Source organism: Winogradskyella sp. PG-2 (assembly GCF_000828715.1).
Taxonomy (GTDB): Bacteria; Bacteroidota; Bacteroidia; order Flavobacteriales; family Flavobacteriaceae; genus Winogradskyella.
The window spans coordinates 2,640,577-2,665,296 of sequence record NZ_AP014583.1; the positions used below are offsets into that span (position 1 = coordinate 2,640,577).

The 24,720-nt window shown below is 33.2% G+C and carries 20 protein-coding genes and 5 tRNA genes; 24 read left to right on the forward strand and 1 reads right to left on the reverse strand.

Going from position 1 to position 24,720, the window contains the following annotated elements; genetic code table 11:
- Window positions 1–82 precede the first annotated feature (82 nt).
- Window positions 83–493 carry a hypothetical protein gene (locus tag WPG_RS11815; protein ID WP_045472865.1) on the reverse strand — a complete coding sequence of 137 codons (411 nt, stop codon included), beginning with the start codon at window positions 491–493 and terminating at the stop codon, window positions 83–85.
- Window positions 494–681: 188 nt separating this feature from the next.
- Here WPG_RS11815 and WPG_RS11820 point away from each other — a divergent pair, with 188 nt between their 5' ends.
- The 24 genes from WPG_RS11820 (at window position 682) to rpoC (ending at window position 24,624) form a co-directional block, all read left to right on the forward strand.
- Window positions 682–1,809, forward strand: a complete 1,128-nt coding sequence (locus WPG_RS11820; protein WP_045472868.1) for an FIST signal transduction protein — start codon at window positions 682–684, stop codon at window positions 1,807–1,809.
- A 20-nt stretch (window positions 1,810–1,829) separates the two neighbouring features.
- The gene (locus tag WPG_RS11825) at window positions 1,830–3,533 is read left to right on the forward strand and encodes a PAS domain-containing hybrid sensor histidine kinase/response regulator (RefSeq protein ID WP_171817180.1); all 1,704 of its coding nucleotides are present in this window, start codon (window positions 1,830–1,832) and stop codon (window positions 3,531–3,533) included.
- Between the two features lie 21 nt (window positions 3,534–3,554).
- Window positions 3,555–4,826, forward strand: a complete 1,272-nt coding sequence (locus WPG_RS11830; protein ID WP_045472870.1) for a DUF2851 family protein — start codon at window positions 3,555–3,557, stop codon at window positions 4,824–4,826.
- 13 nt (window positions 4,827–4,839) lie between these two features.
- On the forward strand, window positions 4,840–5,067 hold the full coding sequence (locus tag WPG_RS17815) for a PspC domain-containing protein (RefSeq protein ID WP_084221575.1): 228 nt from the start codon (window positions 4,840–4,842) through the stop codon (window positions 5,065–5,067).
- 2 nt (window positions 5,068–5,069) lie between these two features.
- Window positions 5,070–6,101 carry a potassium channel family protein gene (locus tag WPG_RS11835; RefSeq protein WP_045472872.1) on the forward strand — a complete coding sequence of 344 codons (1,032 nt, stop codon included), beginning with the start codon at window positions 5,070–5,072 and terminating at the stop codon, window positions 6,099–6,101.
- Between the two features lie 87 nt (window positions 6,102–6,188).
- Window positions 6,189–7,805, forward strand: coding sequence for an alanine/glycine:cation symporter family protein (locus tag WPG_RS11840; protein WP_045472874.1), 1,617 nt, complete (start codon window positions 6,189–6,191; stop codon window positions 7,803–7,805).
- A gap of 17 nt (window positions 7,806–7,822) precedes the next feature.
- Window positions 7,823–8,698, forward strand: a complete 876-nt coding sequence (locus WPG_RS11845; protein WP_045472876.1) for a ComEA family DNA-binding protein — start codon at window positions 7,823–7,825, stop codon at window positions 8,696–8,698.
- 13 nt (window positions 8,699–8,711) lie between these two features.
- On the forward strand, window positions 8,712–9,878 hold the full coding sequence (locus WPG_RS11850; RefSeq protein ID WP_045472878.1) for an acyl-CoA dehydrogenase family protein: 1,167 nt from the start codon (window positions 8,712–8,714) through the stop codon (window positions 9,876–9,878).
- A gap of 104 nt (window positions 9,879–9,982) precedes the next feature.
- A complete protein-coding gene (locus tag WPG_RS11855) occupies window positions 9,983–10,873 on the forward strand; it encodes a tyrosine-type recombinase/integrase (RefSeq protein ID WP_045472881.1) in 891 nt (296 codons plus the stop codon).
- A gap of 73 nt (window positions 10,874–10,946) precedes the next feature.
- The gene (hpf, locus tag WPG_RS11860) at window positions 10,947–11,249 is read left to right on the forward strand and encodes a ribosome hibernation-promoting factor, HPF/YfiA family (RefSeq protein WP_045472884.1); all 303 of its coding nucleotides are present in this window, start codon (window positions 10,947–10,949) and stop codon (window positions 11,247–11,249) included.
- A gap of 114 nt (window positions 11,250–11,363) precedes the next feature.
- A tRNA-Thr gene (locus WPG_RS11865) sits at window positions 11,364–11,437 on the forward strand.
- A gap of 28 nt (window positions 11,438–11,465) precedes the next feature.
- Window positions 11,466–11,548: transfer RNA gene (locus WPG_RS11870), tRNA-Tyr, on the forward strand.
- 158 nt (window positions 11,549–11,706) lie between these two features.
- Window positions 11,707–11,779: transfer RNA gene (locus tag WPG_RS11875), tRNA-Gly, on the forward strand.
- Between the two features lie 57 nt (window positions 11,780–11,836).
- Window positions 11,837–11,908, forward strand: a tRNA-Thr gene (locus tag WPG_RS11880).
- A 69-nt stretch (window positions 11,909–11,977) separates the two neighbouring features.
- Complete coding sequence (gene tuf / locus WPG_RS11885; RefSeq protein WP_045472888.1) at window positions 11,978–13,165, forward strand: elongation factor Tu; 1,188 nt, start codon at window positions 11,978–11,980, stop codon at window positions 13,163–13,165.
- A 64-nt stretch (window positions 13,166–13,229) separates the two neighbouring features.
- Window positions 13,230–13,302 (forward strand) — tRNA-Trp (locus WPG_RS11890).
- Between the two features lie 66 nt (window positions 13,303–13,368).
- Window positions 13,369–13,563 (forward strand): preprotein translocase subunit SecE, encoded by a 195-nt coding sequence (gene secE / locus WPG_RS11895; RefSeq protein ID WP_045472890.1) that lies wholly within the window; start codon window positions 13,369–13,371, stop codon window positions 13,561–13,563.
- A gap of 14 nt (window positions 13,564–13,577) precedes the next feature.
- Window positions 13,578–14,123: a transcription termination/antitermination protein NusG gene (nusG, locus tag WPG_RS11900; protein WP_045472893.1), complete on the forward strand. Its 546-nt coding sequence runs from the start codon at window positions 13,578–13,580 to the stop codon at window positions 14,121–14,123.
- 67 nt (window positions 14,124–14,190) lie between these two features.
- Complete coding sequence (gene rplK / locus WPG_RS11905) at window positions 14,191–14,631, forward strand: 50S ribosomal protein L11 (RefSeq protein ID WP_008270923.1); 441 nt, start codon at window positions 14,191–14,193, stop codon at window positions 14,629–14,631.
- Between the two features lie 10 nt (window positions 14,632–14,641).
- On the forward strand, window positions 14,642–15,331 hold the full coding sequence (gene rplA / locus WPG_RS11910; protein ID WP_045472897.1) for a 50S ribosomal protein L1: 690 nt from the start codon (window positions 14,642–14,644) through the stop codon (window positions 15,329–15,331).
- A gap of 19 nt (window positions 15,332–15,350) precedes the next feature.
- Window positions 15,351–15,872: a 50S ribosomal protein L10 gene (gene rplJ, locus WPG_RS11915; protein WP_045472898.1), complete on the forward strand. Its 522-nt coding sequence runs from the start codon at window positions 15,351–15,353 to the stop codon at window positions 15,870–15,872.
- A 60-nt stretch (window positions 15,873–15,932) separates the two neighbouring features.
- Window positions 15,933–16,310, forward strand: a complete 378-nt coding sequence (gene rplL / locus WPG_RS11920; RefSeq protein ID WP_045472900.1) for a 50S ribosomal protein L7/L12 — start codon at window positions 15,933–15,935, stop codon at window positions 16,308–16,310.
- Window positions 16,311–16,431: 121 nt separating this feature from the next.
- Complete coding sequence (gene rpoB, locus WPG_RS11925) at window positions 16,432–20,244, forward strand: DNA-directed RNA polymerase subunit beta (RefSeq protein WP_045472902.1); 3,813 nt, start codon at window positions 16,432–16,434, stop codon at window positions 20,242–20,244.
- Between the two features lie 78 nt (window positions 20,245–20,322).
- Window positions 20,323–24,624 (forward strand): DNA-directed RNA polymerase subunit beta', encoded by a 4,302-nt coding sequence (gene rpoC / locus WPG_RS11930; RefSeq protein WP_045472905.1) that lies wholly within the window; start codon window positions 20,323–20,325, stop codon window positions 24,622–24,624.
- The last annotated feature ends 96 nt before the right edge of the window (window positions 24,625–24,720 follow it).

Sequence of the window (24,720 nt, forward strand, 5' to 3'; positions counted from 1 at the left end):
GTATCCCTTTTTAGAAAAGTGAATAATAAAAAAATCCTGAAGTATGCTTCAGGATTTTTTTATTTCTACCATTGCATTTTATTTATTCAATATAATTACTCGTCTTAATCCAAATTTCCTTAATCACATCTCCATTTTCATTCGTTCCACCAAGAGTAAGTGTTATAGTCCTAAGATCAAATTCATAAGAAAAAGTTGTACCATTTGAGGTCTCAAAATACATCACATTACCTTGTTCAGTAATATTAAATGTTCCTGAAGATGCCTCTGAAGATTCTAATGTAAATAGGCCTTTAAAATCTCTAATATCATCATCATCTCTAAAAATAAATTTCTCATTATCTGTTGACTCGGGAGTAGTGTCATTTAAAATTCTACTTTGTAGTTCCCATTGTCCTATAAAACTCTCTAAAGCAGAATAATTTCGGTCTTCATCTCTACTGCAACTATATAAAGTTGCAAGGACTGCTAAGGTTAAAAGTAATCGTTTCATAACTTAAATTTTTATTTTAAAAATAGTTAAAAAGCTATAGAATCTGAAAGTTATTACTATCATTATTAACTTTTTTGCATTCAATATCAAATGAATAAGTTTTGTAATTTCAACATTTTGGTATATATTCGCTGAAATACATATTTATTCGATAAAGTGTATTTCTCCAAAATTTAACCTACATTATTATGAGAGTAGAGCAATTATCTCTTAAGAAATCTGCATGGTACGAAGCTATTTCAGAAATAACTATTTCTCCTGATATTTTCATGCTTTTTGTTTCTCCTTCATTTGATATGAAAGAGGAGTTGGTAAAAGAATTACAAATACTTTATCCTAATATAACAATAGTTGGCTGTTCTACGGCAGGTGAGATTTCAGGAATAACAGTATCAGACGCATCTGTATCACTTACAGCAATTCAGTTAGAAAAAGTAAAACACAAATTGATAAGAGTAGACATAGAATCTATGGACGAAAGTTTTGATGCAGGTATTTCTATGGCTCAAAAATTAGATGATGAATTACTAAAGCATGTCTTAGTTTTTAGTGATGGACTTAATGTTAACGGTGCGGATTTAGTTTCTGGTTTAAGGAGTATACTTCCAAATACTGGTATCACTGGTGGATTAGCTGCAGATGGTGCGGATTTTAATAAAACTTTTGTAATTGCGAATAATGATATTGATGACCGCATGGTTGTAGGTTTAGGATTTTACGGTGATCAATTAGAAGTTGGTTATAGCTCTAGAGGAGGTTGGGATAGTTTTGGTATCGATAGATTAGTTACTAAGTCCGAAAAAAACAAATTATACGAGTTAGACGGTTTACCTGCGCTAGAATTGTATAAATCTTTTTTAGGTGATAATGCTAAAAACCTTCCAAGTTCTGGCCTTTTATTTCCTTTAAATATGAGAGTCAATGAATATGACACTCCAGTTGTTAGAACAATATTAAGTATTGATGAAAAGGAACAGAGTTTAACTTTTGCTGGTAATATACCGGAAGGGTCATATGTGCGTCTTATGAAAGCTAATGTTGATAGGCTTATTGGTGGCGCAGAAGATTCTGCTAAGAATGCATTTAAATCTACAGAGAATAATACTGAGTTAGCAATTTTGATAAGTTGTGTTGGTAGAAGATTAGTGCTAAAACAATTAGTGGAAGAAGAAGTTGAAGTTGTTCAAGAAATTATAGGTGATAAACCTATGATTACGGGATTCTATTCCTACGGTGAGATTTCACCTTTTGAACCTTTTTCACCATGCGAGTTGCATAATCAAACCATGACAATCACAACGCTATCAGAATGTTAGATGTGAACCAACATAGATTGTTGCTTAGACAAATACGCAATGCTGGCTTTAATGAAGCCGATATACTAAAATTTAAGAAATTTTTTAGTGTGGTTAATGATGCATATAAAAGCTTTGATGATGATGTTAAGCATATAGAAATTATTTTAGAACAAAGTTCTAACGAGTTATATAAGGTAAATCAGACTTTAAAATCTCAGGTAGATAATGTTGAGAATGAATTAAATACAATTGTTAACACTATTGATGATGTTATCTTTAAAACTGATATGCAAGGTAATTTTAAATACCTGAATAAAGCATGGGAAGATTTATTTGGAGTAAAAGTTGAAGAAGCTATTAATAGAAATTATAGAGATCTTTTATTTGGTATTAATAAAAAGGAAAAAGTAAGGATTAGTAAGTTTTTGAGCGAAGAACATGATGGTTATGAAACATTATTCGAATTTTATAAGCCTTCTGGAAAAAAGATATGGGTGCAGTTACGTTTAGCTTTAACTTATAATAGTAATAATAAAGCGGATGGTACAATTGGAACTATGTCTGATGTGACTCAGCTTAAAGAAACAGAAATAGAATTAAATAATGCTAACAAAATAAAAGATGAGTTTGTTTCAACAATGTCTCACGAAATAAGAACTCCTCTCAACGCGGTAATGGGTATGTCTGATATTTTATTAATGGAGACATTTTTACCAGAACAGTTAGAGAACTTACAGGTATTAAAATATTCAAGTGAACATTTATTAACTTTAATAAATGATCTTTTAGATCTAAATAAATATAAATCTAAGCAAATTAGATTAGTAGAGGAAGATTTTAACCTCTCAGAATTAATACAAAATATTCAATTACATTTTAAACAGGCAGCTTTAAAAAAAGGACTTAGTTTTGATACTGTTTTAGATAGTGAAATGCCAAATATACTTAAAGGGGATAGTTTAAAATTATCTCAAGTGCTAAAGAACTTACTCAGTAATGCATTTAAATTTACGCATGAGGGAGGAGTAAGTTTTAGAACAGAAGTAATTGATAAAAAAGTTGAGAATACAACAATAAGGTTTCTTGTTGAAGATTCTGGGATTGGAGTTTCATATAATAAACAGAAAGATATATTTAAAAGTTTTGTTCAGGCTAGCGTAGATACGTCAAAATTATATGGTGGTTCGGGATTAGGGTTATATATAAGTAAAGAACTTTTAAAAATTCAAGGTAGCGATTTACAATTAGATAGTGTTGAAGAAGAAGGTTCTTTATTTTGGTTTGATATTACTTTCAAACATTCTAATACAGTTTCATTAAAAAGAGAAAATAATAAATTAAACATAACTCCTATTAATTTGAATGTACTCGTTGCAGAGGACAATAATCTTAATGCCATGTTACTAAAAAAGTTATTCAAAAAGTGGGGTATTAATTATATTATCGCCAAAAATGGACAAGAATTATTAGATGTATACAAGGATAGAGATTTTGATATAATTCTAATGGATCTACAAATGCCTGTTTTAGACGGTTATGATACTACAAGGATAATACGTAAAATGTCAGATAGTGGAAAAGCCTTAATTCCTATTGTCGCACTTACAGCATTTTCCGAATCAGAAGTTGGTGACAAAATAAGGCGTTACAGAATGAATGGTTATTTAAGCAAACCTTTTAAGATTAATGAACTTCACGATTTGCTTAATTTTTATTGCAAGAAGAAACAACAAGTTGTTTAAAGATTTTAGTATTTTCGATAGATGCAAGAAGATTTTCTTCATTACATCTGGAAATACAAAGCATTTTCTCTAAAATCTCTAAAAACTACTAGAGGAGAAGATGTTATTATTAAAAGTTTAGGGGAACATAACTTAAACGCAGGACCAGACTTTTTTAATGGACAATTAATTATTGATAATCAACTTTGGGCAGGTAATTTAGAGATTCATATAAAGTCATCTGACTGGTATTTACATAATCATGAGAATGATAAAGCATATGACAATGTTATCTTGCATATAGTTTGGGAGCACGATACTGAAATCTTTAGAAAAGATAATTCTGAAATTCCAACTTTAGAATTAAAACATTACGTTGACAAAAGCCTACTAAATAATTATCAAAAACTCATACAGTCTAAATCTTGGATTAATTGTGAAACTGATTTTCCTGTGGTAGTTGATTTTCTACTGAATAATTGGTTAGAACGCATGTATATAGATCGTTTAGAGAATAAATCAGAGCGTATTAAAACGTTATTAGATGCTTCAAATAATGATTGGGAAGCAGTTCTTTTCAAAATACTATTGAAGAATTTTGGGTTAAAAGTTAATGGTGAATCATTTTTAAGTTTGGCAAGTTCATTCGATTTTTATTTGATTAGAAAACTTCAAAATGATGTTTTAGATATTGAAGCTTTACTGTTCGGACAGGCTAATTTATTAGATGGCGATATTCAGGATGTTTATTTTTTAGATTTAAAGAAACGTTACCAATTTCTACAACAGAAATTCAGACTGAATAATCAAGGAGTACTTCGAGTTCACTTTTTTAGATTAAGACCTCCGAATTTCCCAAGCATTCGTTTTTCTCAGTTTGCTAATCTTTATGCTTTGGAGCAAAATTTGTTTTCTAAAGTTATTAGTTTAAAAACCAAAGAGGATTATTATAAATTATTTACAAAAAGCGTTACTAATTTCTGGGAGACGCATTACACATTTTCAAAAATATCAAGGAAGACTAATAAAGCTTTAACCAAGTCTTTTATCGATTTACTTATTATAAATACAATTATCCCTATAAAATTCAGCTATGCTAAATCACAAGGAAAATCTATTGATGATGATTTGTTTAAACTTATTAAGCAAATAAAAATGGAAAAAAATAGTATTGTGTCTAAATTTCAAGACTTAAAAAAGATGGAAAAGAATGCCTTAAACTCTCAAGCATTATTGCAATTAAAGCAACATTTTTGTGATAAAAATAAATGCCTGCAATGTGCTATAGGTAATAGTCTAATCACTAAAAATTGAGTAACTTGCATTTATGAAAGGGTTCTATGTGTTGTTACATTATTTTCAGAAACGTGGCTACTATGTTTGCCAACGTATAGCAGACCGTTTGGGTATTAGAGCAAAGATTGTAAGAACCTCGTTTATGTATTTAACATTTGTAACTGTTGGATTTGGATTCGCTTTATACTTATTCTTGGCATTTTGGATTCGGATTAAGGATATAATTTACACAAAGCGCTCTTCGGTTTTTGATTTATAACTATGAATAACCCTTTAATCAGACTTTTTAGATCCAAGATTTACACGGCATTCGTAATGCTTGTAATTTTAATATTCTTTGGTATTATTGGTTACAGATTTATTTCTGGTTTAAGTTGGATTGATGCTATATACATGACAGTTATAACAATAACGACTGTTGGTTTTGGTGAAGTACAGCCACTTGGCGTACCAGCAAAAATATTTACCATATTTTTAATTTTAACAAGTGTCGTTATTGTTGGTTACGCAATTTCAATAATAACCGAATATATTCTAAGCAGAAATAATTTTGAAGACATAAAACAACGTAAGATGCAAAAGAAAATAGACGCAATGTCAAATCACATCGTTATATGTGGTTTTGGTCGTAATGGAAAGCAAGCGGCAAAAAAATTACAAGCTTATAACAAGCCTTATGTGATTATAGAACGTAGCAAAGAAATTATTGAAAAATTACAAGAGGATCATATTCCTTATGTATTTGGTAATGCAAACGAAGATGAAACATTATTAGAAGCTGGTATAGAAAAAGCTGGTACATTAATTTGTGCTTTACCTAGTGACGCGGATAACTTATTTGTAGTTTTATCTGCAAGACAAATTAATAATAGGATGACTATTATAAGTAGAGCATCACAAGAAACGTCTTATAATAAATTAAAATTAGCAGGTGCTAATAATGTAATTCTTCCAGATCGTATAGGAGGTGATCATATGGCCTCTTTAGTTGTTATACCAGATTTAGTAGAGTTTATTGATAATTTGGGTATTGTAGGAGAGCGAAACATTAATGTTGAAGAAGTAAAAGTAGAACAACTCTACAATGCTAAGAATACAAAAACAATAAGAGATCTAGATTTAAGAAAAAATACAGGTTGTACAGTCATTGGTTTTAAGGATGATAAAGGAGAATATATTGTTAATCCTGAGGCAAATACCCAGTTAGTGCCAGGTTCAAAAATTATTGTTTTAGGACGCCCAGAACAAATAGAACGCTTAAATTCTAAATACAATATAGAACAAGAAGCATAGCCATTTTAACGTCTCTGACTTTAGAAACTCATTTTTTTTTAGCATCTTGTCACCTGTAAAAACAATAACTAACTAATAACTACACTCATGAAGAAATATCTTCTATCCCTTATTGCATTACTATTACCATTATTAAATTTCGCTCAAGAAGCAGAAAAAGGACTTGATCAAAAAATTGATGAGGCATTTCAGCCAGTAGCTGATGGATTTTTTGATGCAATTTTCTTTCCAATATATAAAAGCGAAACAATGGAAATTCCATTTGTTCTTGTTTTATTAGTTGGTAGTGCTCTATTTTTTACACTCTACTTTAGGTTTCCTAATATCCGATTTTTTGGAAAAGCTATTAATGTCGTTAGAGGAAAATATGATGATATAGATCATGCAGTTGTAGAACCAGCATATGGCGACGTTACACCTGGAGGAGATTCAATAGAGACTATTAGAGATGAGAGCGAAGAAGGAGAGGTAAGTCATTTTCAAGCATTAGCTACTGCAGTTTCAGGCACAGTTGGTAATGGAAATATAGCAGGTGTAGCTTTAGCCATTGCTTTAGGTGGACCTGGTGCAACATTTTGGATGATTGTCTGTGGTTTACTCGGTATGTCTACAAAATTTGTAGAATGTACATTAGGTGTTCAATTTAGAGATGTAGGTGAAGATGGAGTAGTTTACGGAGGGCCAATGTACTATATTAGTAAAGGTCTAAAATCTAAAGGATTTAAAACATTAGGGAAGGTTGCAGCCGCAATTTTCGCTGTATTTTGTATAGGTGGATCTTTTGGTGGAGGAAACGCAGCTCAGTCTAACCAAGCTACAATCGTAATTAAAGAATTATTTAACTGGGAAAGTACAGCAGCAGGTGCAATTGTAGGTGTGGTTTTAGCAGCTTTAGTTGGAATTATAATTATTGGTGGAATTAGACGTATTGCACAAGTAACAGAAAAGGTTGTACCATTTATGGCTGTAATGTATGTTGCTGCTTGTTTATATATTATATTAAGTAATTTTAGTTTAATTGATGATGCTATTGGTCTTATAGTAAGAGAAGCTTTTAACCCAACTGCATTTGGTGTTGGTGGATTAATAGGTGTTTTATTAGTAGGATTCCAAAGAGCAGCATTTTCAAATGAGGCAGGTGCTGGTTCAGCTTCAATTGCACATTCAGCTGTTAAAACTAAATATTCTGCTTCAGAAGGTTTAGTAGCGCTTTTAGAACCTTTTATTGATACTGTTTTAATCTGTACAATGACAGCGTTAGTAATTGTTATTTTTAATTTCGGAGGTTTCTTCGAATATGGAGGTGATGGTTCTGGAGTAGTATTTATTGATGGTGTTGGTTACGAAGGAGCTGGTATAACGTCTAAGGCATTTGCACAATACATTCCTTACTCTAATATTTTCTTAACTATAGCAGTAGTATTGTTTGCTGTGTCTACTATGATATCTTGGTCATACTACGGTTTACAATCTTGGAAATTTTTATTCGGTAGAGGAAAGACAGCAGATATGGTTTATAAGGTATTATTCTTACTTTTTGTGGTTATTGGTGCAGCAGCAAGTATGGGATCAATCTGGAAATTCTCTGACGCAATGATTTTTGCAATGATTTTCCCTAATATGGTTGGTTTATTCTTCTTGTTCCCAATAGTAAGAAAGCAATTAACTAGATATTTAGATGCTATCAAGGCTAGAAAAGCATAAACGATATAATTAACATTATGAAATCCCATTTCCAGTTTTCTAATCAGCAACGGAATGGGGTTTTTTTATTATTAGCAATTATGATTATTACTCAATGCCTTTATGTATTTGTTGATTTTTCTAAAGATGAAGTTCCTATAAATCCAAATGAATTAGATGCTTTCAAAAGGGAATTAGATTCACTTCGTTTAGTTGAGATTGAAAATAGTAAGCCAAAGATTTATCCGTTTAATCCAAATTACATAACAGACTATAAAGGTTATACATTAGGAATGTCTAATGAAGAAATAGATAGACTTCACAAGTTTAGAGAAACTAATCGTTGGGTGAATTCAGCAAAAGAATTTCAAAATGTTACAAAAGTTTCAGATTCGCTCTTAGGAACAATGTCTCGATATTTTAAGTTTCCAGACTGGGTGACTAATCCAAAACCCCAATCGAACTACTCTAATAATTCTTATTCAAATTCTAAGACACCAAAAACATTCTCTCAGAAAATAGATTTGAATAAAGCTACAGCCAGTCAGTTACAAAAAGTATATGGAGTTGGTGAAAAGCTTTCAGTAAGAATTATAGAATACAGAAATAAATATAATGGTGGATTTATCTCTGATATTCAGCTTTCTGAAGTTAGGGGTTTAATGCCAGAAGTAATTGAGCGTATAAAAAATGATTTCACAGTAAAAACTCCAAGAGCAATTACAAAGTTTAATTTAAATACAGCAACAAGAGATGAGTTGGTTACAATTCAATATATAGATTACGAAGTTGCTAATAGTATTATTGAAGAGCGAACTTTGAGAGATGGCTTTAAATCTTTAGAAGAATTAACAAAAGTTGAGGGTTTTCCAAACAAAAAATTCGAGATAATTAAGTTATATTTGCATATGTAATAAATAACAAAAGATGTCCGATTTATATTTCACAGAAGAGCATAATTTATTCAGAGAAAGTCTAAGAGATTTTCTGCAAAAAGAAGTTGTTCCGCATATTGAAAAGTGGGAAGAAACCGGAAATATTGAACGCTTCATTTGGAAAAAATTTGGTGATATGGGCTACTTTGGTTTAGCTTACCCAGAACAATATGGAGGTTTAGATTTAGACTTATTTTATACAGTTATTTTGCTTGAAGAATTGCAGCGTATTAATTCTGGCGGATTTGCAGCTGCAATATGGGCTCATGCTTATTTGGCAATGACACACCTTAATAAAGAAGGTGATGAAGCAATTAAAGAAAAATATTTAGCAGATAGTATTTCTGGTGATCAAATAGGTTGTTTATGTGTTACAGAACCTTTTGGAGGAAGTGATGTTGCAGGTATGAGAACTTCTGCTGTAAAAGAAGGTGATCATTATATTATAAATGGTTCTAAAACCTTTATTACTAATGGTGTTTATAGTGATTATATGATTGTTGCTGCTAAAACCAATCCAGAAATGGGTAACAAAGGTATAAGCATATTTGTTTTAGATAGTAAAACAGAAGGTGTATCAGCTACTAAATTAGATAAATTAGGTTGGCGTGCTTCAGATACCGGAGAAATCGCTTTTGATAATGTCAAAGTTCCTGTGAGTCAACTTATGGGTGAAGAGGGTAAAGGATTTCCTTATATTATGCAGCATTTTGCTTTAGAGCGATTAATCATGGGTATTAATGCTCATGCAAGAGCAGAGTACGCATTAGAATATACATTACAGTATATGTCTGAAAGAACAACATTCGGAAAATCCTTAGATAAATATCAAGCATTACGACATAGGTATGTAGATATGCATGCAGATATGCAGATATGTAAGTATTATAATTATATGGTTGCAGACCAATTAAATAATGGGGCATATGTTGTTGAAGAAGCAACAATATCAAAATTGAAGTCAACAAAAATGGCAGACGAAGTTGCTTATAACTGTTTACAATTTTTAGGTGGTTATGGTTATATGGAGGAATATCCATTGGCGAGAATTTTTAGAGATAGTCGTCTTGGGCCTATTGGTGGTGGAACTTCGGAGATTCTTAAAGAGATACTTTCGAAGATGATTATTGATAAAAAATCATATAAACCGGTAACTTAATCGAAAAACGCTTTTTAATTACATCTAATGTTTAGAGTATTTTAATTCCTAAATCAATATTAATCATAACAATTCGTTATCTTTAATAACGTGATAAAAATTAAATGAGTCTTAAAGCATTTTCAGAGTATTTATTATTAGAAAAGAAATATTCTAAGCATACAGCACATGCTTATGTTACAGATATTGAAACATTTCAAGAATTTTTAAATGATTTTTATGACAGTCAAGCTATTTTAAAAGTTGGTTATTCAGAGATAAGACAATGGATTGTAGAGTTGGTTAATATTGGTATTACTAACAGGACGATCAATAGGAAAGTTTCTTCACTAAATTGTTATTACAAATTTTTGCTAAAAACGCAGTGTATAAATGTTAACCCTTTAAAGAAACATAAAGCTTTAAAAGTAGGTAAGAAAGTTCAATTACCATTTTCGGAGCAAGAGTTAAAAAGTGTCCTAGAAAACTCTGCTAATATTGTTGATTTTGAAAGTGCGAGAAATTATTTTGTAATTGAATTGTTTTATGCTACAGGTATAAGACGCATTGAATTGGTTAATATTAAGTTGTCCGATATTGATTTTGGTAATAATCAGTTGAAAGTACGAGGTAAACGTAATAAAGAACGTTATATACCTTTAATTAGGTCTTTGATGCATACAATAAAAACTTATATTGAATATCGTAATCAATTGCCTGTTATTGATGATAAAGATGTATTGTTTCTAACCCAAAAAGGTTTTAAAATCTATGAAAAACTTGTTTACAGAATAATAAATAAGTATTTTAGTGAAGCATCTTCAAAAGCAAAATGTAGTCCTCATGTATTACGACATTCATTTGCTACCCATTTATTAAATCAAGGTGCAGATTTAAATGCAGTAAAAGAACTTCTTGGGCATACCAGTTTAGCCGCCACTCAAGTTTATACACATAATAGTATAGCTGAATTAAAAAAAGTGTACGCGAAATCACACCCAAGAAATCTTCGTTAAGTTTTCTTAACATTAATTAGCCTGTGTGAAACGAACCTCGTTTTATACATATGTTTAACTTAAAATAAAGTATATGAAAGTAAACACACAATCCGTAAATTTTAATGCTGATAGTAAGCTGATTGATTTCATTCAGAAACGAATGGATAAATTAGATATGTTTTACGACAAAATAATACAATCTGATGTGTATTTGAAAGTCCAGAATACAAGCGATAAAGAAAATAAAATTTTTGAAGCTAAAGTCAGTGTGCCAGGTGATAGTTTTATAGTGAAAAAGCAATGTAAAAGTTTCGAAGAAGGTGCTGACATAGCTATTGCATCATTAGAAAGACAAATTAAAAAAAGAAAAGAAAAATTAAGAGCTAGAACTTGATTAAAATTTTTTCAAAAATGTTTTGAATAAATAAATAAAACACTACATTTGCAGTCCGTTAGAAATAGCGGGCTTTTTTATGGTTAATTTTTGATGGTAAAAAAGTAAGAAAAAGCCGATGTAGCTCAGCTGGCTAGAGCAGCTGATTTGTAATCAGCAGGTCGTGGGTTCGAGTCCCTCCATCGGCTCTTTTAAAGTTCATTTTTATTATGATTTGGGGAGATACTCAAGCGGCCAACGAGGACAGACTGTAAATCTGTTGGTTTTCACCTTCGCAGGTTCGAATCCTGCTCTCCCCACAAATAATTTTTAATAAAGAGCTGTCAAAAACGAGTTTTTGAAAATTGTATGGATTGAGTCATCAATCCAAGATCGTTAACCTAAGGAAGGGCGGTCTAAAAATAAATATGAATTTGAAATATTGAAAACCTTTAATTAAGGTAACTTAATTATAAATGCGAGAGTAGCTCAGTTGGTAGAGCGTCAGCCTTCCAAGCTGAATGTCGCCGGTTCGAACCCGGTCTCTCGCTCTAAATTTTCTGCGAAGGCAGAATCTCATTATAAGTAATGAGACTTAAACACTTTACGCCGGTGTAGCTCAGGGGTAGAGCGTTTCCTTGGTAAGGAAGAGGTCACGAGTTCAAATCTCGTCATTGGCTCTTTTTTCTAAGTAGTTTTAGAATTAACAATTGAACACTAATAATAAATAAGATTAAAATAAATTAAACATGGCAAAGGCAACTTTCGATCGTTCAAAACCACACTTAAACATTGGTACCATTGGACACGTAGATCACGGTAAAACAACTTTAACTGCTGCTATTACTAAAGTATTAGCTGATGCAGGTTTATCTGAGGCAAAAGATTTCGATCAAATCGATAACGCACCAGAAGAAAAAGAAAGAGGTATAACAATCAATACGTCTCACGTAGAATATGCAACTGCAAATCGTCATTACGCACACGTTGACTGTCCAGGTCACGCTGATTATGTAAAGAATATGGTTACAGGTGCTGCGCAAATGGATGGTGCTATTTTAGTTGTTGCTGCAACAGATGGTCCTATGCCACAAACTCGTGAGCATATATTACTTGGTCGTCAGGTAGGTATTCCTCGCATTGTTGTATTCATGAACAAAGTGGATATGGTAGACGATGAAGAATTGTTAGAATTAGTAGATATGGAAATCAGAGATTTATTATCATTCTACGAATATGATGGTGATAATGGTCCTGTAATTGCTGGTTCTGCTTTAGGTGCACTTAACGGTGAGCAAAAGTGGGTGGATACAGTTATGGAATTAATGGAAGCTGTTGATACATGGATTGAAGAACCAGTTCGTGATATGGATAAGCCTTTCTTAATGCCAATTGAAGATGTATTCTCTATTACTGGTCGTGGTACTGTTGCAACTGGTCGTATTGAGACAGGTGTGGCTAACACAGGTGATCCAGTTGAGATTATTGGTATGGGTGCTGAGAAGTTAACTTCTACTATCACTGGTATTGAAATGTTTCGTCAAATCTTAGATAGAGGAGAAGCTGGTGATAATGCTGGTATCTTATTAAGAGGTATTGAGAAATCTCAAATCTCTAGAGGTATGGTAATTACTAAGCCTGGTTCTGTAACACCACATGCTAAATTTAAAGCTGAGGTATACATCCTCAAGAAAGAAGAAGGTGGTCGTCACACACCATTCCATAATAACTACCGTCCTCAGTTTTATGTACGTACAACTGATGTAACTGGAAACATTGCGCTTCCATCTGGTGTTGAAATGGTAATGCCTGGGGATAACTTAACAATTACTGTTGACTTAATCAACACAATTGCAATGAACGTAGGTTTACGTTTCGCTATCCGTGAAGGAGGTAGAACAGTCGGTGCTGGTCAGGTAACTGAGATTTTAGACTAAACAATATATAGTTAAATAGTTAATTAAGGTGTTCCGATAATTCGGGATGCCTTGATTGATATTTACGGGTTTAGCTCAGTTGGTAGAGCACTGGTCTCCAAAACCAGGTGTCGGGAGTTCGAGTCTCTCAACCCGTGCAATGAATAAAAACGAGTAAAGAAAAGTTTTTTAAACTCTTCTTAATTTGATAAAATATAAACCAAATGGCAGGATTAATAACATATATAAAAGAATCGTTTGAGGAGTTAAAGAACAATGTGTCATGGACACCTAGGCCAGAGGCTCAAAGATTAACGGTAATTGTAGCTCTGTTCTCAATTATATTTTCATTAGCTATTTGGGGAGTGGATACTGTTTTTAGTAGAGCGGTTAAAGCTTATTTCGGATTTATTAACTAGCAGCAAATAAGATTATGTCAGAGAAGAAATGGTATGTTGTTAGGGCAGTAAGTGGTCAAGAGAACAAAATCAAGACTTACATTGAAAACGAAATTTCAAGGTTAGGTTTAGATGATTTTGTAGATCAGGTATTAGTTCCAACAGAAAAAGTAATTCAAATACGTAACGGAAAGAAAATAAACAAAGAAAAAGTTTATTTCCCAGGTTACATTATGGTTCAAGCTAATTTGAGTGGTGAGATTCCACACATTATAAAATCAATTACAAATGTAATTGGTTTTTTAGGCGAAACCAAAGGTGGAGATCCTGTGCCTTTAAGACAGTCTGAAGTTAACAGAATGTTAGGTAAGGTAGATGAGTTAGCAATTGAAGCAGATGCAAATGTTGCAATACCATTTACAAAAGGAGAAACTGTTAAAGTTATTGATGGTCCATTTAATGGTTTTGATGGTACTATTGAGAAAATAAATGAAGAAAAGCGTAAGCTTGAGGTAATGGTGAAAATTTTCGGAAGAAAAACACCATTGGAATTAAGTTACATGCAAGTAGAGAAAGTTTAATAATTGTTACAATAAAAGAGCGTTCTATTTATGCTTCCAATATAAATAGTCGCACAAACATTAAGAAATGGCAAAAGAAATAGACAAAGTAGTTAAGCTACAAGTTCGGGGAGGTGCTGCGAATCCATCGCCACCGGTAGGACCCGCTTTAGGTGCCGCTGGAGTTAATATCATGGAGTTCTGTAAGCAATTTAACGCTAGAACTCAAGATAAACCAGGTAAAGTTTTACCTGTGGTAATCTCTGTTTACAAAGATAAATCGTTTGAATTTGTAATCAAGACTCCACCAGCTGCAGTACAATTATTAGAAGCGGCCAAAGTAAAGAAAGGATCAGGAGAACCAAACCGACGCAAAGTAGCAAAAGTAACTTGGGATCAAGTTAAAGCGATTGCTGAAGACAAAATGGTGGATTTAAACGCTTTTGAAATCGGATCAGCTATGAAAATGGTTGCCGGTACAGCAAGATCAATGGGTATCACTGTTAAAGGAGGAGAAGCTCCAAACTAAATTTTTAGAAATGGCAAGATTAACAAAAAAGCAAAAAGAAGCACAAGCAAAGGTAGATAATAACAAAATCTACTCTTTAGAAGAAGCTTCAGCTTTACTAAAAGAAATAACTTATACTAAGTTTGATGCTTCTATAGATTTAGCAATCAGATTAGGTGTAGATCCACGTAAAGCCAATCAAATGGTTCGTGGTGTAGTTTCATTACCACATGGTACAGGTAAAGATATGAAGGTGCTTGCGCTAGTAACTCCAGATAAAGAAGACGAAGCTAAAGCAGCTGGTGCTGATTATGTTGGATTAGATGAATACTTACAGAAAATTAAAGAAGGTTGGACAGATGTTGACGTAATTGTCACTATACCAAGTATCATGGGTAAGTTAGGACCATTAGGTAGAGTATTAGGACCAAGAGGTCTTATGCCAAACCCTAAGACAGGTACAGTAACAATGGATGTAGCAAAAGCAGTTTCAGAAGTAAAAGCTGGTAAGATAGATTTTAAGGTAGATAAAACAGGTATTGTGCATGCGCCAATTGGTAAAGCATCATTCAGTGCTGAAAAGATTATTGGGAATGCTCAAGAATTGTTATCTACAATTATGAAGTTAAAGCCAACGTCGTCAAAAGGTACTTATGTAAAGAGTATTTACATGTCTAGTACTATGAGTCCAAGTATTTCAATTGACACAAAAATAGGATAGTAGTTAAACTTAGAGTATTATGACAAGAGAAGAAAAATCCCAAGTAATTGAAGAGTTAACTGCTCAATTAGCAGAAAATGCTAATATCTATTTAACAGATATGTCTGGATTAGATGCATTAGCAACTTCAAATTTAAGAAGAGCATGTTTTAAGTCTAACATTAAGTTAGCTGTAGTTAAGAATACGCTTTTAGAGAAAGCTATGGAAGCATCGGATAAAGAGTTCGGTGAGTTACCTGCAACTTTAAAAGGAAATACATCAGTAATGTATTCTGAAACTGGAAACGCTCCAGCCAAAGTAATTAAAGAGTTTCGTAAAAAATCTGAAAAGCCTTTATTAAAAGGTGCTTTCATTGAAGAAGCAATTTATGTTGGCGATGATTTATTAGATACATTAGTAGATATTAAGTCTAAAGAAGAACTTCTTGGTGAGATTATTACAATATTACAATCTCCAGCTAAGAACGTTATTTCAGCACTTAAATCTGGTGGTGGAACAATCGCTGGAATTGTAAAAACATTATCCGAAAGAGAAGGGTAATCTTAACAAGAACACACATTAAAAAAATATAAACACACACATTATTAAAACAATAAAAAAATGGCAGATTTAAAAGATTTCGCAGAACAATTAGTTAACTTATCAGTAAAAGATGTTAACGAATTAGCAACTATATTAAAAGAAGAATATGGTATCGAGCCGGCAGCAGCTGCAGTAGCAGTAGCAGCAGGTGGAGGTGCAGCAGGTGATGATGCCGCTGAAGAAAAAACTGAATTCGATGTAATCCTTAAAGCGGCAGGTGGTTCTAAATTAGCTGTAGTAAAATTAGTTAAAGAATTAACTGGTTTAGGTTTAAAAGATGCAAAAGGTTTAGTTGATGATGCACCAAGTGCAATCAAAGAAGGCGTATCTAAAGACGAAGCTGAAGGCTTAAAAACTTCTTTAGAAGAAGCTGGAGCTGAGGTTGAGCTTAAGTAAGCTTACCTAACCTACAATATATGGTTTAGGTCTGGAGTAGTGCTCTAAGACCTAAACCCTTTTGTGTATATAAACGTTATATACATTTATTAGTATTTTTTAATAAAAATCTCGTTCATCAATGTTAGCAAAAAAGGCTGAAAGAATTAATTTCTCTTCTATTGTAAATAGGACAGATTACCCAGACTTTTTGGATATCCAAATTAAATCCTTCCAGGATTTTTTCCAGTTAGAAACAAAGTCAGAAGAAAGAGGAAATGAAGGCTTGTACAATACCTTCATGGAAAATTTTCCAATTACAGACACACGTAATCAATTCGTATTAGAATTCTTAGATTACTTTATTGATCCACCAAGATATTCTATAGAAGAATGTATCGAAAGAGGATTAACATATAGTGTGCCTTTAAAAGCAAGATTGAAACTATATTGTACAGATCCGGAGCATGAGGATTTCGAAACTATCGTTCAAGATGTATATTTAGGGACAATACCTTACATGACACCTAGTGGGACATTTTGTATTAATGGAGCAGAACGTGTTGTCGTATCTCAGTTGCATAGATCACCTGGTGTATTCTTTAGCCAGTCTTTCCATGCAAATGGAACTAAATTATATTCAGCAAGAGTAATTCCTTTTAAAGGCTCTTGGATTGAATTTGCTACAGACATTAATAGTGTAATGTATGCATACATTGATAGAAAGAAAAAATTACCAGTAACGACACTTTTCCGTGCTATCGGATTTGAGCGTGATAAAGATATTTTAGAAATTTTTGACCTTGCAGAAGAAGTTAAAGTTTCTAAGTCTGGTTTAAAGAAAGTTATCGGTCGTAAACTCGCTGCTCGTGTACTTAATACATGGCACGAAGATTTCGTTGATGAAGATACAGGTGAAGTTGTATCTATTGAGCGTAACGAAATTGTATTAGATCGTGACACAATCATAGACAAAGAAAATATTGAAGAGATTCTTGAAGCTGAAGTGAAAACTATTCTTTTACATAAAGAAAGTGCACAGCAAGGGGATTACGCAATTATTCATAATACTTTACAGAAAGATCCAACAAACTCTGAAAAAGAAGCTGTTGAGCACATCTATCGTCAATTACGTAATGCTGAGCCGCCAGATGAGGAGACAGCACGTGGTATTATTGACAAGTTATTCTTTTCTGACCAACGTTACTCTTTAGGTGAAGTAGGTCGTTATAGAATGAATAAAAAGTTACAGTTAGATATCGGAATGGACAAACAAGTTTTGACCAAATTAGATATTATAACTATTATAAAATATTTAATTGAGCTTATCAATTCTAAAGCAGAGATTGATGATATTGATCACTTATCTAATCGTCGTGTACGTACAGTAGGTGAGCAGTTATCATCTCAATTTGGTGTTGGTTTAGCACGTATGGCACGTACTATTCGCGAACGTATGAATGTTCGTGATAATGAGGTGTTTACTCCAATAGATTTAATTAATGCTAAGACTTTATCCTCGGTAATTAATTCATTTTTTGGTACAAACCAATTATCTCAGTTTATGGATCAAACAAATCCATTAGCAGAGATTACACACAAGCGTCGTCTATCAGCTTTAGGACCTGGAGGTTTATCTAGAGAAAGAGCAGGTTTCGAGGTTCGTGATGTTCACTATACACATTATGGACGTTTATGTCCTATTGAAACACCAGAAGGACCAAATATTGGTTTAATATCGTCTTTATCTGTTTTCGCCAAAGTGAATTCTATGGGATTCATTGAAACGCCATACAGAAAAGTAGAAGAGGGTGTTGTAGATATTAAAAACACGCCAACATATCTAAGTGCTGAAGAGGAAGAAGATATGTTAATTGCACAGGCAACAATTGAGGTTGATGAAAAAGGGAAAATACTTCCTGAAAAAATTATTTCTCGTCAAGAAGGTGATTTCCCAGTAATTGAGCCATCAAGTGTAAATTATACAGACGTTGCGCCTAATCAAATTGCATCGATTTCTGCTTCGTTAATTCCATTCTTGGAACATGATGATGCCAATCGTGCATTAATGGGATCTAACATGATGCGTCAGGCTGTACCTTTATTACGTCCTGAAGCACCTATCGTTGGTACTGGTTTAGAACGTCAGGTAGCATCAGACTCAAGAGTATTAATTAATGCAGAAGGAGCTGGTACTGTTGAATATGTCGATGCTGAAAAGGTGACTATTAAGTACGAGCGTACTGAAGAAGCTGCAATGGTTAGCTTTGACAGCGATACTAAAACGTATCCATTAGTTAAGTTCAGAAAGACAAACCAAGGAACATCAATTAACTTAAAACCAATCGTTGAGAAAGGTGATAAAGTTGCAAAAGGACAAGTTCTTTGTGAAGGTTATGCAACACAAAATGGTGAGTTAGCTTTAGGTAGAAATATGAAAGTAGCCTTTATGCCTTGGAAAGGGTATAACTTTGAGGATGCGATTGTAATTTCTGAAAAAGTAGTAAGAGAAGATGTATTTACATCTATTCATATTGATGAGTATTCATTAGAAGTTAGAGATACTAAATTAGGTAACGAGGAGTTAACGAATGATATTCCTAATGTTTCGGAAGAAGCTACTAAAGATTTAGATGAGCATGGTATGATTCGTATTGGTGCGGAAATTAAGCCAGGTGATATCTTAATCGGTAAAATTACACCTAAAGGAGAATCTGATCCTACACCAGAAGAGAAATTATTAAGAGCTATCTTTGGTGATAAGGCAGGTGATGTAAAAGATGCATCTTTAAAAGCATCTCCATCTCTTAATGGTGTTGTCATAGATAAGAAATTATTTGCAAGAGCAGTAAAAGATAAACGCAAAAGAGCACAAGACAAAGAAGATATTGAGAAGCTAGAAGATGCTTACGATAATAGATTTGATGATCTTAAAAATGTACTTGTTGAGAAGCTTTTTGCTATCGTAAATGGCAAAACTGCTCAAGGTATATATAACGATCTAGGGGAAGAAATTATTCCTAAAGGTAAAAAGTATACTTTGAAGATGTTAAATGCTGTAGATGACTACACGCACTTAACTTCAGGAAAATGGACAACTGATAATCATACAAATGAACTTGTTGCAGATTTAATCCATAACTATAAGATTAAAGAAAATGATCTACAAGGTTCATTAAGACGTGAGAAGTTTACAATCTCTGTTGGTGATGAATTACCTGCAGGTATTATCAAATTAGCTAAAGTTTACATCGCTAAGAAACGTAAACTTAAAGTTGGTGATAAAATGGCAGGTCGTCACGGAAACAAAGGTATTGTTGCACGTATTGTTCGTCAAGAAGATATGCCTTTCTTAGAGGATGGAACTCCAGTTGATATTGTATTAAATCCACTTGGTGTACCTTCTCGTATGAATATTGGTCAGATCTATGAAACCGTTTTAGGTTGGGCTGGACAAGATTTAGGAAGAACTTATGCAACACCAATTTTCGATGGTGCTACATTAGATCAAATTAATGGATATACAGATGAAGCTGGTATTCCAAGATTTGGTCACACCTATTTATATGACGGTGGTACAGGTGATCGTTTTGATCAGGCCGCTACGGTTGGTGTAATCTATATGATTAAACTTGGTCACATGATTGATGATAAGATGCACGCACGTTCTATTGGACCGTACTCATTAATTACGCAACAGCCTTTAGGTGGTAAAGCACAATTTGGTGGTCAGCGTTTTGGTGAGATGGAAGTTTGGGCACTTGAGGCTTATGGAGCATCGAGTACTTTACGTGAGATCTTAACTGTAAAATCAGATGATGTTATTGGTAGAGCGAAAACTTACGAAGCAATTGTTAAGGGTGAGCCAATGCCAGAACCAGGACTACCAGAATCATTCAACGTACTTATGCACGAATTGAAAGGTTTAGGATTAGATATTAGATTAGAAGAATAAAAATAGTATGACGTTTCAGTATTCAGTTTGGAATAAGCTAACTGAATATTGGGACTGAGACTGAATACTAAAAAGAACATGGCAAGAAGACAAGATAAGAATACAATTCAGAAATTTAACAAGATTTCTATCGGTTTAGCATCACCTGAATCTGTTTTAGCAGCATCTCGTGGTGAAGTATTAAAGCCAGAAACTATTAATTATCGAACTCACAAACCAGAGCGTGATGGTTTGTTCTGTGAGCGTATTTTTGGTCCTGTAAAGGATTTTGAATGTGCTTGTGGTAAATATAAAAGAATACGTTACAAAGGTATTGTATGTGACCGTTGTGGTGTTGAAGTAACAGAAAAGAAAGTACGTAGAGATAGAGTAGGACACATCAACTTAGTTGTACCTGTAGCTCATATCTGGTATTTCCGTTCGTTACCAAATAAAATAGGTTACCTTCTTGGATTACCGTCTAAGAAATTAGATATGATAATCTATTATGAGCGTTACGTAGTTATCCAGCCAGGTATAGCTGTAAATGCAGAAGGTGAACCAATTCAAAAAATGGATTTCCTTACTGAAGAAGAGTATTTGAATATTTTAGATGCAATTCCTCAAGAGAATCAATATTTAGATGATACAGACCCAAACAAATTCATCGCTAAGATGGGTGCAGAGTGTCTTATTGATTTATTAGCAAGAATTGACTTAGATCAGTTATCATATGATTTAAGACACAAAGCAAATAACGAAACGTCTAAACAACGTAAAACTGAAGCTTTAAAACGTTTACAAGTTGTAGAAGCTTTTAGAGATTCTAACTTAAACAGAGAGAACAGACCAGAATGGATGATCATGAAGGCCGTTCCTGTAATTCCACCAGAATTAAGACCTTTAGTGCCTTTAGATGGTGGTCGTTTTGCAACTTCAGATTTAAATGATTTATATCGTCGTGTAATTATTCGAAACAACCGTCTTAAGCGATTAGTTGAGATTAAAGCACCAGAAGTGATTTTACGTAATGAGAAACGTATGTTACAAGAATCAGTAGATTCTTTATTTGATAACACACGTAAATCGTCAGCAGTAAAAACAGATTCTAATAGACCATTAAAATCATTATCGGATTCACTTAAAGGTAAGCAAGGACGTTTCCGTCAAAACTTACTTGGTAAGCGTGTTGATTATTCTGCACGTTCTGTAATTGTTGTTGGACCAGAATTAAAATTATTCGAATGTGGATTGCCAAAGAATATGGCAGCAGAACTTTACAAGCCTTTTATTATCAGAAAACTGATTGAAAGAGGTATTGTAAAAACTGTAAAATCTGCAAAGAAAATTATAGATAGAAAAGAGCCTGTAGTTTGGGATATTTTAGAGAATGTTTTAAAAGGACATCCAGTTCTTTTAAATCGTGCTCCTACATTACACAGACTTGGTATACAAGCATTCCAACCTAAGCTTATCGAAGGTAAAGCGATTCAGTTACACCCATTAGTGTGTACTGCATTTAATGCCGATTTCGATGGTGACCAGATGGCTGTGCATTTACCGTTAGGACCGGAGGCGATTTTAGAAGCACAACTTTTAATGTTAGCATCACATAATATATTGAACCCAGCAAATGGTTCTCCTGTTACTGTACCTTCTCAGGATATGGTACTTGGTTTATATTATATGACTAAGCTTAGAAAGTCTACTAAAGAAGTGCCTATTAAAGGTGAAGGATTAACGTTCTATTCTCCAGAAGAAGTAACAATTGCATATAATGAAAAGCAAGTTGACTTAAATGCTGGTATTAAAGTAAGAACTATCGATTTTAATGAAGAAGGTGAACTTACGAAGCAAATAATAGAAACTACTGTTGGTCGTGTACTTTTCAACGAAAAAGTACCAGCAGCAGCAGGTTATATAAATGAGGTTTTAACTAAAAAATCTTTAAGAGATATTATTCATGGCATTCTTAAAAAGACTAGTGTACCTGAAACAGCTGAGTTCCTAGATGAAATTAAAACACAAGGTTACAAGTTTGCATTTCAAGGTGGATTATCATTTCGTTTAGGTGATATTATTATTCCTGCTGAGAAGCAAGGAATGATTGATGCCGCCAATACTAAGGTAGATGGTATTATGGGTAGCTATAATATGGGGCTTATTACCAATAACGAACGTTATAATCAAGTTATTGATATTTGGACATCTACTAATGCTGAATTGACAGAATTGTCAATGAAGCGTATTAGAGAAGATCAACAAGGGTTTAATTCAGTATTTATGATGTTAGATTCTGGTGCTCGTGGATCTAAAGAACAGATTCGTCAGTTAACAGGTATGCGTGGATTAATGGCTAAGCCTAAAAAATCTACTGCAGCTGGTGGTGAAATTATTGAAAATCCAATTCTTTCTAACTTTAAAGAAGGACTATCAATTTTAGAATACTTTATTTCTACTCACGGTGCACGTAAAGGTCTTGCAGATACAGCGCTTAAGACTGCCGATGCAGGTTACTTAACACGTCGTTTAGTTGATGTTTCACAGGATGTAATTGTTTATCAAGAAGATTGTGGAACATTAAGAGGAATCGAAGTTTCTGCACTTAAGAAAAACGAAGAGATTGTAGAAAACTTAGAAGCTAGAATTGTGGGTAGAACATCGCTTAATGATGTTTATAATCCATTAACTGAAGAACTATTAGTTGAGGCTGGTGGTCATATAGATGACGTTATTGCTAAGAAAATTGGTGATTCTCCGGTTGATTCAATAGAGGTACGTTCACCATTAACATGTGAAGCCAAAAAAGGAATCTGTGTGAAATGTTACGGTCGTAACCTTGCTACAGGTAAAATGGTGCAACGTGGTGAAGCTGTAGGTGTAGTTGCCGCACAATCTATTGGAGAACCAGGTACGCAATTAACATTAAGAACATTCCACGTAGGTGGTATTGCAGGTAACATTTCTGAAGAGAACAAACTATCAGTGAAATTTGATGGTGTTGCTGAAATAGAAGATTTGAAAACTGTTAAGACTAAGGATAAAGAAGGTAAAGATGTTGATGTTGTTATCTCTAGAACTTCAGAATTAAAATTAGTTGATACCAAAACAGGTATTGTTCTTAGTACAAATAACATTCCTTATGGTTCTTTCATATATGTTAAAAATGGAAGTAAACTTAAAAAAGGAGATGTAGTTTGTGAATGGGATCCATATAATGGTGTAATTATTTCAGAATTTGCTGGTAAAGTAAAGTATGAAAATATTGAACAAGGTGTTACTTATCAAGTAGAGATTGATGAACAGACTGGTTACCAAGAAAAAGTAATTTCAGAATCTAGAAATAAGAAGTTAATACCAACATTATTAATTGAAGATAGTAAAGGTGAAGTAATACGTTCTTATAACTTACCTGTTGGAGCTCATATAATGATTGATGATGGTGAGAAAATTGACATAGGTAAGATTTTAGTTAAGATACCTCGTAAATCTTCTAAAGCTGGCGATATTACTGGTGGTCTTCCTCGTGTAACGGAATTATTTGAAGCTCGTAACCCTTCTAATCCTGCTGTTGTAAGTGAGATTGATGGTGTAGTTTCTTTCGGTAAAATTAAGCGTGGTAACCGTGAAATTATAATCGAATCTAAATTAGGTGAGGTTAAGAAATACTTAGTAAAATTATCTAATCAGATTCTTGTACAAGAGAATGATTATGTAAAAGCTGGTATGCCTTTATCTGACGGTTCTATTACACCTAATGATATTTTAAATATCAAAGGTCCATCTGCAGTACAACAATATTTAGTAAATGAAGTACAGGAAGTATATCGTTTACAAGGTGTAAAGATTAATGATAAGCACTTCGAGGTTGTTGTAAGACAAATGATGAGAAAAGTTAGAATCATTGATTCAGGTGATACGATTTTCTTAGAAAACCAATTAGTTCACAAATCAGATTTCATTGAAGAAAACGATAAGATGTTCGGAATGAAGGTTGTTGAAGATGCTGGAGATTCTGAGAATTTAAAATCAGGTCAGATTGTATCAGTTAGAACACTAAGAGATGAAAACTCTAGCTTACGTAGAGAAGATAAGAATCTTGTGACAGCAAGAGATGTAAGTCCTGCGACTGCAACTCCAATATTACAAGGTATTACTAGAGCGTCATTACAAACTAAGTCATTTATATCTGCAGCATCGTTCCAAGAAACAACAAAAGTTCTTAACGAAGCAGCTGTAAATGGTAAGGTAGATACTCTTGAAGGGCTGAAAGAAAATGTAATTGTTGGTCATAGAATTCCAGCAGGTACAGGGGTGAGAGAATACGAACACATCATTGTAGGTTCTAAAGAAGAGTTTAATGAAATGATGAAAGCTAAAGAAGAAATGAATTTCAATTAATTCAAACTTTTTAAGCATATAGAATAAAAATAAAAGCCTTCAAGTTAATAACGAGAAGGCTTTTATAATTTTTAATAATAATTAATTAGACTTCCA